We start from the raw sequence: 12,599 nt of genomic DNA, 5'->3' as shown, positions 1-12,599 counted from the left end.
CGGGACGGTTGTAGGCGCTCCCTGCGCCGACAACCTAAAAATTCGTCCTGAATTTTTCCCTGTGGACGTGGGTTTCTTGGATTCGAAAATTGTTGCTGAGCATAAGCGCTGTCAGGCATATATCTATCACTCCCCTCCGTCATTACCGCGCAGGCGGTAATCCATACAGCGAGTACGGTAACGAGGTTCTTTATCTGAGTTTTTTGTATGTCGCGCGAAAGTCCTGTGTCTCTTTCCGCTTTAGGTGCAGCGCGCCAGGCTCGCTTTGCTGGCTGAAATCGCTCGACCAACACCACTCATGAACGTGACTCATGGATTGATGAAATAAAATCAATTTTATTCATGTAACGGCCCAAGTATAAAACATACTCAGTGGTTAACTTTGTGCAATGTGACAGTTGATTCTTAGTTAGGCGATAAGACGAAACTCGAAAAAGGCTGTAAAGGCTTCTGACTGAAAACATAGAAATCAAATTGTAACGTCCAGAAGCGCAAGAAATACATGCAGGCTTTCTCTCAGGAAATTGGATACCGAACACAATGAATAATAATTTTACATTTACGCTCAAGAAGATTGCTTTCGATGAGAATTATCATCCTTTAGACAATACTCGTATCACAACTAACTTTGCGAACCTGGCCAGAGGGAATAACCGCCAGGAGAACCTGCGTAACACGCTAAAGATGATTGACAATCGTTTTAATGCCCTGGCCACTTGGGATAATCCCAAAGGCGATCGTTACTCTGTCGAACTTGAAATCATTTCTGTCGACATGAATATCGATGCTGATGTCAAAGGTGATGGCCAGGCATTTCCTATGATTGAAATTTTGAAAACCAATATTGTGGATCATAAAACCAACCAACGCATTGAAGGTATTGTTGGCAATAACTTTTCTTCCTATGTCCGGGATTATGATTTCAGCGTATTACTGCTGGAACATAATAAAGACAAAGCCGGATTCAGTATTCCGGAAAACTTTGGACAGCTGCACGGCAACCTGTTTCAATGTTTCTTAAATTCAGATGCCTATAAAGCACACTTTCAAAAGCTACCGGTCATCTGCCTGAGCGTTTCGGATAACAAAACCTATCACCGGACTGAAAATCAACATCCTGTATTAGGTATTGAATACCAACCGAACGAGTCATCTCTGACTGAGCAATACTTCAAAAAAATGGGTTTGCAGGTTCGCTATTTTATGCCGCCCAATAGTGTTTCGCCTTTGGCCTTTTTCTTTTATGGTGATTTACTGAGTGATTATACGAATCTTGAACTGATCAGCACCATCAGCACGATGGAAAGCTTTCAAAAGATTTACCGGCCCGAGATTTATAATGCCAATTCTGCTGCCGGACAATGCTATCGACCAAATTTGAAGAACCAGGACCATTCATTAACGCAAATTGTTTATGACCGGGAAGAACGCAGCCGGTTGGCGATTGAGCAGGGAAAATTTGCTGAAGAGCAATTTATCAAACCCTATCAAGCAATTCTTGAACAATGGTCTGCCAGTTACGTTCTTTAATTAACCCAAATATAAGATGATTGATGATGAAAAAATTATTACCGACTTCAACGTCAGGCAGTTTACCGAAACCTTCCTGGCTCGCGCAGCCTGAGACGCTTTGGTCTCCCTGGAAACTGCAAGATCAGGCCCTCATTGAAGGCAAACAGGATGCGTTACGTTTGTCATTACATGAACAGCAACATGCCGGGATTGATATTGTCAGTGATGGCGAACAGTCGCGCCAACACTTTGTCACTACTTTTATTGAGCACCTGAGCGGTGTTGATTTTGAAAATCGGAAGACAGTCAAAATTCGTGACCGCTATGAAGCGAGTGTCCCGACAGTTGTTGGGCCGGTCAGCCGCCAAAAGCCGGTGTTTGTTGAAGATGCTAAATTTTTACGTCAGCAAACCAAGCAGCCGATCAAATGGGCTCTGCCTGGCCCCATGACAATGATCGATACCCTTTATGATGCCCATTATCAAAGTCGTGAAAAACTCGCCTGGGAGTTTGCCAAAATTCTTAATCAGGAAGCCAAAGAATTAGAAGCTGCAGGTGTTGATATTATTCAATTTGATGAACCCGCTTTTAATGTATTCTTTGATGAGGTCAACGATTGGGGGATTGCAACCTTAGAAAGAGCCATTGAAGGCCTGAAATGCGAAACCGCTGTCCATATTTGCTATGGCTATGGCATTAAAGCCAACACGGACTGGAAAAAGACCCTGGGCTCTGAATGGCGCCAATACGAAGAAATATTCCCCAAACTGCAACAATCGAATATCGATATTATTTCTCTGGAATGTCACAACTCTCGTGTGCCAATCGAGCTGCTTGAACTGATCCGGGGGAAGAAAGTGATGGTCGGCGCCATTGATGTGGCAACCCATACCATTGAGACGCCAGAGGAAGTCGCTGAGACGCTGCGAAAAGCACTCCAGTTTGTTGATGCCGACAAACTCTATCCATGTACCAACTGCGGCATGGCCCCCCTGCCTCGTGAAATCGCACAAGGCAAGCTCAATGCTTTAAGTGCAGGCGCTGAAATTGTTCGGAAAGAGCTTTCGGCGTAGTTGCAGATGTAACCGTGAGTTTGATGGTCCTGCGCTCCCAGCACCGGCCATCTGATCATTTGTTCTGAGTTTTTCTCTGGGGTGGTTTTGTTTTATCTGAGTTTGCTGGTATGTCGCGCTTCAGTGCTGTGGTTCACTTGGCATGAACTAATGCGCGCCAGACACTCTTTGCTGGCTCAAAGCGTGCCCAGAAAAGCCTTTTTTGTTCTTTGGTGTTGTCCGGGCCGGTTGTAGGCGCTCCCGGCGCCGACAACCTAAAATTCGTCCTGAATTTTTCCCTGGATAGGTGGGACATTCTATTTTCAAACTCGTTTTTGGACATAAACGTGTTAGGCTGTATCAGATGTGTTTCGGATAAAAATCTCTATGGCGTAACGCCGAAAATTACCAGCAGCAAAAAGCAGAATGGAAACGAGCGGCGCTTTTTTGCTGCTAGTGATTGTTATGCCCTTTTAGCAGTTGCTCATAATTACATTAATGATCTTATCTTTTCGCTTTTGAATTATTTCTCTGCTCCAAATTTCGTTATTAGAAACAAGTCCCTTTACTTCACGCTGCTGTTCATTGTGAGTATATGTTTCCAGTTTTTTGGTGAGGGGAATATTACCAACAGCGCAATTATGCGACTTTGACAACAACAAATAATTTCCTAGGCAGTTCAAAAATTGATTCCTGAACTCTTCGTCATAATTGTCATAGCCATGAGGCTTGCTTTCGGGCTCAGTTGTAGGTGCAATATGTTCTAGTTCTGGACTGATGATTCTATCGAACCGAGTCTGTGAATAACCGGCTTTACCTTGTTTCTCCAAATGAATTTCATATTTCCAGAGCAGGTATTTTCCAACCGAATGGTTGATACCTCCCTGCAGGGACTCGTTCAATCTTTCATCGTTCCAATAGGCCCACCACCAGTCCGTTGTGGCCTTCATCCATTTAATGCGTTCAATTATTGGCGAAATATCTTTTTTGTTTTCGGTGAATTTCTCAAACACATCATTAATTCTTGAAGTAATATCAGCCCGCGTCCCTATCAAACGATGCCTAAGTACCAAAGACTCTAAAGACGAGCAAAGTTTTCCAATTTCATCAAGAGGCAAGCCATATCTGTACGCCTTGATTACAAATGGAAGCGCAACAGCTATTCCGCCTAGTGATATGAGAGAATGAATCCCAAAACTTTCTCTCTCATGTTTTCCAAAAAACTGTGATAGATGCTCAAAGCTCGTTGAGAACGACTTGATGAAATCAAGTGGATTTTCAATAGCCAACATCTTGTTGATTTTGTCTAAAGAGTTTGTTTCCCAGAGCGAGTTAAAGTAAACCCGCAAGGTATAGAGTAAGACATCATCTTCATTAATTCTGTATTCGATCGAGGAGATTGATTTGTAGATTTTTTCAAAACGCCTTTTGATTTCCTCAATTAACGACTCCACTTCGTCTTTACAGTTCCCATGCAGATGAACTTGATGCATGAACTGAGCTTTGACTATTTCAAGATTTGACGGTCGTTTTCCACGACTGTTTTGAAAGATAAACATCTGTATCGCCTCCGATTCATTTTGAACCGGGTGCGTGGTACAGGTTGCACCACCGACAATCGACAACATTTTTGTCAAATACCCTTCTGACTTGTCAGAAAGATGTTTCATGAAAAATTCGAATGCTCTGACAATTCGGTGTGACGACTCCGTTTCAAGGCCATTATAGTCAGACTTGTTTTGATCTATTACATAGTCAATGAATACTTGATTATCGTAGTCAACAGTCGAAAAGCGTATTGTGCTTCGCCTCTTAACCATATCTTCATAACAATCTTCTTCTTCCTCAGATAAAGCCCTTATGGATTTAAGCTTCGCAAATAGAGCAGATAAGAAAATGACAATGGTTGTTAAGCGTTGCTGGCCGTCTATTAAATTGAAATATTTTGTTTTTTCCTCAAAAAGGAAGTGACCAAAGTAATAAGGACTAATTGCATTACTTCTGCTGTATTCTTCTAAATCTGACACGAATACGTCTGTTTGCGTGTTTCTGTCTGATTTCTCTATCGGAGTATCCCACGAATATGCACGCTGATATGCAGGCACGACAATTTTGTTGCCAGCCATCATCTTTCTAATTGTTGTTGAAGCTTCCATTTTTTCTCCTATGCATAACGCTTGCAACACCAGCTAACTAAGAGCCAGAACGATTAGTTAGTCTGATGCTTGCTCTTGTTATATTCATTGTGAGTTACTATCAGCTTTTTTCCACTTCATAGTAATACCGAATTGCCATACAAAATTTTCGTACGTCTAATCTAATGCTCCAGCTATGCTGATTAAACGTACCTTTTAAAACACAAAACCCATTCCAGTGTTTTTTGGTGCTTTCATTACTTACTAGTTCCAACTCAAAAGCTTCAGCATGAATAATTTTATTACAACACTCTCTTAGTGAATATCTAAATTTCCCAGAAATCGCTTCAACTATATTTGGAAAATGTTCATAAGCTTCAATGTCTGATGAGTAAAACCCTTCCCCTTCTTCAGGTTTTTCATCAGGAGAGTATGTGTCCTTATATATTCTAGTTTGAGTTGCACATTGAATTAGCAATGAGCTAACATTTTCGTGCAACCAACCTAAATATTCGTCATAGGCAAAATCCAACTCAGTAATCTCATAATCATATTTTTTATCATTAGAATATGAGCCATGTAATGCCTCGATATAACTAAAGCTTCCCGATACAATTTATTCTAATAACATTGCATCACTGAAAATTTTATAAAAAAGTATCGTATGTCCCATAATGCTCGTTAAGAATATAACAGTGTCTTTTCAACAGACATTTTAGTTATAACATTTTAAGAAAATACAAACACCATCACAGTAAAAATGCTGTTTTATTGGCTTGTTCCCCTTAGCACTCACAAACTACAAATCATGTCTGTATAGTCGTAAATGCTCAATTAGGCTTATAATCTGCTATTAGAAAAAGTAGGTCAATAGCTGACATGAGTAAGTAGTCAGGGATCTATGGCTAGCTCGTTTAGGGGCAAAAACGAGTTTCGAGCCAAACTATTTCCTCATCCCCAGGGGAAAAATTCAGGACGAATTTTTAGGTTGTCGGCGCCGGGAGCGCCTACAACCGACCCGGACCACACCAAAGAACAAAAAGGGCTTTCTGGGCACTCTTTGGCCCAGCAAAGAGTGTCTGGCGCGCTGCATACCATGCCAAAAGAAACACTAAACTCAAGCGCGACATACCTTCATATCTCACTTGAAGCACTTCCCCTCAACATCCCAAAAACGCCAAAGAAACCCACTCCCAGAGGGAAAAATTCAGGACGAATTTTTAGGTTGTCGGCGCCGGGAGCGCCTACAACCGGCCCGGACCACACCAAAGAACAAAAAGGGCTTTCTAGGCACTCTTTGGCCCGACAAAGAGTGTCTGGCGCGCTGCATACCATGCCAAAAGAAACACTAAACTCAAGCGCGACATACCTTCATATCTCACTTGAAGCACTTCCCCTCAACATCCCAAAAACGCCAAAGAAACCCACTCCCAGAGGGAAAAATACATGGATGTATTTTCAGGTTGTCGGCGCCGGGAGCGCCTACAACCGGCCCGGACCACACCAAAGAACAAAAAGGGCTTTCTGGGCACTCTTTGGCCCAACAAAGAGTGTCTGGCGCGCTGCATACCATGCCGAGAAAACCACCGAACTCAAGCGCGACATACCTTCAACTCTACTGATATCCCGGTCCCCCACCTCCAACACGAAAAGACACCTTTGAAAATACCTCTCCCTGTCATATAACTATCAGTCTGTACACAAGATTCCCCCGCTACGTCAGTCAAAGGAAGCAACATGACGGAATATCTCATCTACGCCTTTATCTATCTGATCGCAGCCGTGATTGCCGTGCCGCTGGCGCAGCGCTTTGGCCTCGGCTCTGTGCTGGGCTACCTGATTGCCGGGGTGGTCATCGGGCCGGTGATTGGGTTAGTGGGTGAAGAAACCACCTCGATTCAACATTTTGCCGAGTTTGGTGTCGTGATTATGCTGTTTCTGGTCGGCCTGGAGCTGGAGCCAAAATCACTGTGGGCCATGCGGCACCGGCTCATCGGGCTGGGCGGGTTGCAGATTGGCCTGACGGCGCTGGCTTTTACCGGCGCGGGACTGCTTTTCGAACTCCCCTGGACGCTGGCGCTGGCCATTGGTTTGATCCTGGCGATGTCCTCCACCGCCATTGTGTTACAAACCTTCAACGAAAAAAGGCTGGGCCGGACTGAAGGCGGGAAAAATGCTTTTTCAGTACTCCTGTTTCAGGACATCGCCGTGATCCCCATGCTGGCGCTGTTACCGTTGCTGGCTTTGCCCGAGTTGATTGCGCAGGCACAATCCGCAACCGCGGTGGCGGCCGAACACCATGAAGAACTGAGCCTGGTCGCCGGATTGCCCGGCTGGTCTTATGGTCTGGTGATTACCGCCTCCATCGCCTTTGTGGTGGTTGGCGGCCATTACCTCAGCCGCCCTTTATTTCGCTTTGTTGCCAGCTCCGGTCTGCGGGAAATATTTACCGCCACCGCCCTGATGCTGGTACTGGGTGTATCCATTCTGATGAGTCTGGTGGGTTTATCGCCGGCACTGGGGACTTTTCTTGCTGGCGTAGTGCTGGCCAACAGTGAATTTCGCCATGAACTGGAATCCAACATTGATCCTTTCAAAGGGCTGCTGCTGGGCCTGTTCTTTATCACCGTTGGCGCCGGGATCAATTTCAGTATTCTGTTCAGCGAGTTTTTTACTGTGATTGGTCTGACACTGGGCATCATGCTGATCAAAGCGCTGGTGCTCTTCGTGCTGGCGTTGATTTTCCGGATTCGCAACAGTAACCGCTGGCTGTTTGCCCTGAGTCTGGCGCAAGCCGGTGAGTTCGGGTTCGTTCTGATCAGTTTCACCGTCCAGAATCATGTGCTGCCCCCGGCGCTGGCGCAAACCTTGTCTCTGGTGGTTGCGCTGTCGATGATGTTCACCCCCGGCCTGTTTATTTTCTACGACAAAATCATCTTGCCGCGCTTTGAGCATTCTTCCAACGAACGCGAAGCCGATACCATTGATGAGCAAGGCACAGTGATCATTGCCGGGATCGGCCGCTTCGGGCAAATCGTCAACCGCCTGCTGATCGCCAACGGCGTGAAAACTGTGGTGCTGGATCACCAGTCGACCATCATAGATACCATGCGAAGAATCAACACCAAGGCCTATTTTGGCGATGCCACCCGCCCCGACCTGCTGCACACGGCAGGCATTGAACAGGCCGCCATGGTGGTGGTTGCCATGGACAATCAGGAAAGCAGCATCATGCTGGTCAAACATATCAAGCACAGCTATCCGCAGGTCAAAATACTGGCCCGCGCCTATGACCGGGGCCACAGTTACCGCCTCCGTCAGGCGGGCGCCGATGTGATTGAATCTGAAACCTACCATTCCGCGCTGGAAATCGGCGCCGCCGCCCTGCGGGAACTGGGGCATCCGCCTCGTCTGGCCCAGCAACAGAAATCCGCGTACAAACGGGTCGATGATGAGCTCTCTGCCGGTCTCTATCAGGCCTGGCTGGGCGAGTCCAAAGAAGGGGAGCGGTTTGATAATAACTACCTCAAACTCTTCATGCAGTTTGAAGACAGGATCCACGAAGAAATGGCGTTTGAGCGTTCGAATCATGTTCCGGATCAGGTTCCGGATCAGGTTCGGGCTGGCACCGACCCGTCAGCAAAATAATCAGCAGAAGCAAGCAGATTTCTGTCTGTTTACCAACCTGAAATAAACAGGCATAGTCAGGCAATCGTTCATTGTTGATATGAAAGAAGGGTCCATGACGCTACCGCCTCGCTCAATTCTAGATTTAGCCCCTGTCGCTGAAGGGGCTGATTTCTCATCCACTTATGCGCGCTCTGTCTCTTTAGCACAACACGCTGAAAAGTGGGGTTACAAGCGCTTCTGGCTGGCTGAACACCACAATATGCCGGATATTGCCAGTGCCGCCACTGCTGTGCTGCTCAGCCATATCGGTGCGCAGACCAGTTCCATCCGCCTGGGTTCGGGCGGGGTGATGCTGCCCAATCATGCGCCACTGGTGATTGCCGAGCAGTTCGGCACCCTGGAGGCGCTGTATCCCAACCGTATCGATCTCGGGCTGGGCCGCGCGCCGGGCACCGACTACCCGACCATGCATGCACTACGCCGCGATCCGGATCGCATGGAGCCCAACTTTGATGAACTGCTGGAAGAGTTGCAGTTTTTCATGGGCCCGGTGTCACCCAATCAGCCGGTCAGAGCCTATCCTGGCTCCAACTCTTCAGTGCCGATCTGGCTGCTGGGCTCCAGCACTTACAGTGCCCGACTGGCCGGTATCAAAGGCCTGCCGTTCGCTTTTGCCTCTCACTTCGCGCCGGATGCCATGATGAACGCGATACAGATCTACCGTGAGCATTTTCAGCCCTCAGAGCAGCTGGATAAGCCGTATGTGATGATAGGCGTGAACATTATTGTGGCTGAAACCAATGAAGAGGCGCAGTATCTGGGCACCACGGAAAAGCAGAAGTTTCTCAATATGATCCGCGGCGTTCAGGGCAAAATTCCGCCTCCGGTCTGGAGCATGGAATCGGTATGGCTGCCCCATGAAAAGTACCAGATCGAGAAACAGCTGCGGGAATCCATTCACGGTGATCAGGACACTGTCCGGTCCCGATTGGCTGAGCTGACAGAAAGGACCCAGGCCGATGAGATCATGGCGAACGCCCTGATCTTCGATCAGGAGAAAAAGCTGCGTTCCTATGAGCTGCTGGCAGAGCTGTAATCATGGCCGGGCGTGGCGACACGCCCGGCTTCTTCTTATACTACCGGCGACGATTTTCTGAATACCGGCACCCTGGGCAACAGCAGCCCCAGAATCACGATTGCAATGCCGGCCAGCTGAAGCAGGGTGACCGCTTGTCCCATCATATAGGCGGTGAGCACCGCAAACACAGGCACAAAATTAAAGAACAGCGCCGCCGTTGGCGAGCCCAGCTCCCGGACACCATTCAGCCACAACAAATAACCGGCCACCGTGCCAAAGACACCAATATAAACCACTTCCGTCATACCGATGGCAGAACTGCTGAACAGCTCTGCAAACGGGTGGACTTCCGGCGTGGCCAGACACATCAGTCCAATCACAGTCGCGCCGCTGAGCATCCCGACAAATGTGTATGGGATAACCGGCATCCAGCGGCTGATGCCCTGACTACAGTAAGTGTAAAAACTCCAGGCCAACATGCCGCAGAAAATCATTTTATCGCCCTGATTGAATTGCATGTTGAGCAACGCGTCCAAGTGCCCGTTGGTGATCACCACCAGCACGCCCGATAAACTGACCACCAAACTGAGACATTGCAGCCGGGTCGGCAAAGTGCGCATCGCAACACAGGCCATGAGTGCCGTTGTCAGCGGACTGAGCGCCATAATCAGCGAACCATTGGTTGCCGCCGTATGTTCCAGCCCGGTAAAGAGTCCGAGGTTCAGGCCACCGACCCCTACGGCGCTGACAGCGACAACCCAGATCCATTGCCGGACGGTTAACGCAAAGCGCTCCGCCCCTATCACCAGAATGTACAGCGCCAGACAGACCGCCGCGATGGTAAAACGCCAGAATACCAGCGTGAGCGCATGCACTTCATTGAGTGCATGTTTACCGATAGGAAAGCAGCTGCCCCAGAAAAAGGTACAGATAATGAGCAGAACAACGGCTTTCATTGTTGATGAAGGATTCATAGTCACTCCGGATGACTTGTCACAAGATAATCGCTAGTCTATTGGTTTCATGTTCTGAATAAACAGGCATTATCAGCATGGTAAATACCAAATATGAAATCTAACTACTCTCTCGACGATCTGCGCTGTTTTTGTACTGTCGCCCTGCTGGGCAGCTTTAAAACTGCCGCCGCCCATTTAAGTATGCCACTGTCGACCCTCAGCCGGCGGATTCGTCAGTTAGAAACAGACCTGCAATTGCGATTACTGAACCGGGATGCCCACAGAGTGTCGCTGACCCATACTGGTCAGCAATATTTTGAACGCTCCAGCACTTTGTTTGATGAGCTGAGTGACATCGGGGAAGATCTGCACCGAGAAAAGCATGAGCCGAAGGGAAAAATCCGTATCAGTGCGCCGATCAATGCGGGCTCTCAGTTTCTGCGTGATATCTTTTTCGACTTCCTGCTGCAGTACCCTGATATTCAGTTAGATTTGCAGTTTTCCAACAGCCTGATTGATATTGAAGCCCAGGCGATGGACGTGGTCTTTCGTGTCGGCAACCCTGTCGTGGACAACTGGATAGCCCGCCCGCTCAAAGATATTCACTTCATTATCTGTGCCCATCCCGACTATCCGGTGCAAGAGATCACACACCCGGAAAGGCTGAGCGATCACCCGTCGATTCTCTGTCATCCCATGTCGCCCTGGCAGCTGGTGCATAAAGAGACAGGGGTGGAATATGATCACCAGCCCGTCAAAGGCCTGCGTCTGGAGGTTGACGAAATCCGCATGCTGACTCATGCCATCCAGTCAGGCCTGGGCATCGGTTATATGCCTGATTACTTTGCCCTTCCCATGATCGCTGACGGCGAACTCAGCCGAGTCCTGCCGGACTGGTGCAGCAAGCCCCGTACCCTGTTTATGCTCTACCGCGACCGCGATCATCTGCCGATGCGGGTGCGCTTGTTTGTTGAGTTTGTCATGGCGCGGTTTGAGGCAATGGCATGAGCCGTTCCCTGCTCTCGCACCACCTTACCAGCTTACGCAATCAATCATCAGCGCCTGAGAATCTGTTCAGCCACAGACGCGGCTTTTCCTGACAGGCTCAGCAAGACCATAAGCGCGGCAATGATGATCTGAAAACCGCTGAACTCTGCTGTCATGCCTGCGACCGACAAGCCCACGCCGATTAGCAGGTAGTACTGAAGCCCGAATAAGGCGCCCGCTGACCCGGCCTGCGCCTGATAGGCATGCAAAGACTGGCTGAGAATCGTTGGGATCCCCATGCCGTACCCCACCACAATCAGCAGCATAGGCAGCAAAAACCATATGCTGTCTTGTAAGATCACGACACCGGCAGCGCCTGCCAGCACCACACCCGAGGCCAGCTGAATCAGCACACGCTGCGCGCGCCCTTGGTGCAACCATTGCCGGTTGAGAAAACTGCCGGTGATGGTTCCGGCTGCCAGAACAAGGCCGCTGTAACCAAACACCTGCGGACTGTACCCCAGTCGCGCAAACACAAAAGGGCCCTGCAGATAATAAGAAAACAGCAACACATTGAATCCCGCCACCAGCATTGCATGCCGCCAGAGATGCGTATCAACAGCCATGCGTTTGCCCAGCGTCAGCACCGATGGCCGGGTAATAACATCCGGCCTGGTCTCAGGCAATCCCAGCAGACAAAGCAGCCATAAGCTGCCCGCCAGCAGGCTCAGCGCGGCAAAAACAGCCGGGTATCCGCCATACTCAGTCAGCACGCCCCCTGTCAGCAGGCCAATCACAGGGCTGACAGAAACACCAATCCCCACATAAGAGAACGCTTTGGCAAGCGCGGTGCGGTCATAGCTGTCCCTGAGCATGGTTTGTGTGACCACCGAGCCCACGGCAGCCCCAAAAGCGGCCAGTCCCCGGCACAGCAACAACAACTCAAACTGCTGCGTCTTCATCGCAGCCAGTGTCGCCACGCCGTAGACCGTCAGCCCCGCCAGCATGGCTTGACGACGGCCAATCCAATCCGACATCAGGCCCCAGAACACAACCCCTGCCGCAAACGCGGTGAAGTAAACAGACAGTGTCTGACTGGCAACAGATACCGACACACCAAAACCAGACGCAAGATCCGGGAGGGCCGGGCTGTAGATGGTCTCAACTATCTGGGGGAACATGATCAAAACCACCATCAGCCACAACGCAGGAGGTGTATTCATTATTTTTCGCTCATCTGAAGAAAAGA

9 protein-coding genes are annotated in these 12,599 nt (G+C 48.7%); 5 read left to right on the top strand and 4 right to left on the bottom strand.

From position 1 onward, the window contains the following. Positions 1 to 540: 540 nt before the first annotated feature. On the top strand, positions 541 to 1,530 hold the full coding sequence (locus P4S53_RS14610; RefSeq protein ID WP_337113214.1) for a DUF1852 domain-containing protein: 990 nt from the start codon (positions 541 to 543) through the stop codon (positions 1,528 to 1,530). 26 nt (positions 1,531 to 1,556) lie between these two features. Further along, positions 1,557 to 2,585, top strand: coding sequence for a methionine synthase (locus tag P4S53_RS14605; RefSeq protein ID WP_337113213.1), 1,029 nt, complete (start codon positions 1,557 to 1,559; stop codon positions 2,583 to 2,585). Between the two features lie 452 nt (positions 2,586 to 3,037). Here the strand turns inward: P4S53_RS14605 and P4S53_RS14600 are convergent, their stop codons facing one another. Both P4S53_RS14600 and P4S53_RS14595 read right to left on the bottom strand, forming a co-directional pair. Then, complete coding sequence (locus P4S53_RS14600) at positions 3,038 to 4,720, bottom strand: DUF262 domain-containing protein (protein ID WP_337113212.1); 1,683 nt, start codon at positions 4,718 to 4,720, stop codon at positions 3,038 to 3,040. Between the two features lie 100 nt (positions 4,721 to 4,820). Next, the gene (locus tag P4S53_RS14595) at positions 4,821 to 5,231 is read right to left on the bottom strand and encodes a hypothetical protein (protein ID WP_337113211.1); all 411 of its coding nucleotides are present in this window, start codon (positions 5,229 to 5,231) and stop codon (positions 4,821 to 4,823) included. Between the two features lie 1,205 nt (positions 5,232 to 6,436). On the opposite strand from P4S53_RS14595, the gene P4S53_RS14590 reads away from it, so the two are divergent. Together P4S53_RS14590 and P4S53_RS14585 are read left to right on the top strand one after the other, a co-directional pair. Continuing rightward, complete coding sequence (locus tag P4S53_RS14590; protein ID WP_337113210.1) at positions 6,437 to 8,347, top strand: monovalent cation:proton antiporter-2 (CPA2) family protein; 1,911 nt, start codon at positions 6,437 to 6,439, stop codon at positions 8,345 to 8,347. A 94-nt stretch (positions 8,348 to 8,441) separates the two neighbouring features. Continuing rightward, positions 8,442 to 9,425: an LLM class flavin-dependent oxidoreductase gene (locus tag P4S53_RS14585; protein WP_337113209.1), complete on the top strand. Its 984-nt coding sequence runs from the start codon at positions 8,442 to 8,444 to the stop codon at positions 9,423 to 9,425. A 35-nt stretch (positions 9,426 to 9,460) separates the two neighbouring features. On the opposite strand, the gene P4S53_RS14580 is transcribed toward P4S53_RS14585, so the two are convergent. After that, complete coding sequence (locus P4S53_RS14580; protein ID WP_337113208.1) at positions 9,461 to 10,381, bottom strand: DMT family transporter; 921 nt, start codon at positions 10,379 to 10,381, stop codon at positions 9,461 to 9,463. Positions 10,382 to 10,474: 93 nt separating this feature from the next. On the opposite strand from P4S53_RS14580, the gene P4S53_RS14575 reads away from it, so the two are divergent. Further along, on the top strand, positions 10,475 to 11,371 hold the full coding sequence (locus tag P4S53_RS14575; RefSeq protein WP_337113207.1) for a LysR family transcriptional regulator: 897 nt from the start codon (positions 10,475 to 10,477) through the stop codon (positions 11,369 to 11,371). Between the two features lie 47 nt (positions 11,372 to 11,418). Here P4S53_RS14575 and P4S53_RS14570 read toward each other — a convergent pair whose 3' ends face one another. Beyond that, complete coding sequence (locus P4S53_RS14570) at positions 11,419 to 12,573, bottom strand: multidrug effflux MFS transporter (RefSeq protein WP_337113206.1); 1,155 nt, start codon at positions 12,571 to 12,573, stop codon at positions 11,419 to 11,421. Positions 12,574 to 12,599: the final 26 nt, after the last annotated feature.

The organism is Photobacterium sp. Hal280, from assembly GCF_037162255.1.
GTDB lineage: Bacteria > Pseudomonadota > Gammaproteobacteria > Enterobacterales > Vibrionaceae > Photobacterium.
The sequence above is the reverse complement of the archived record's forward strand: the minus strand, read 5'-3'. Positions and strand labels throughout refer to the sequence as shown.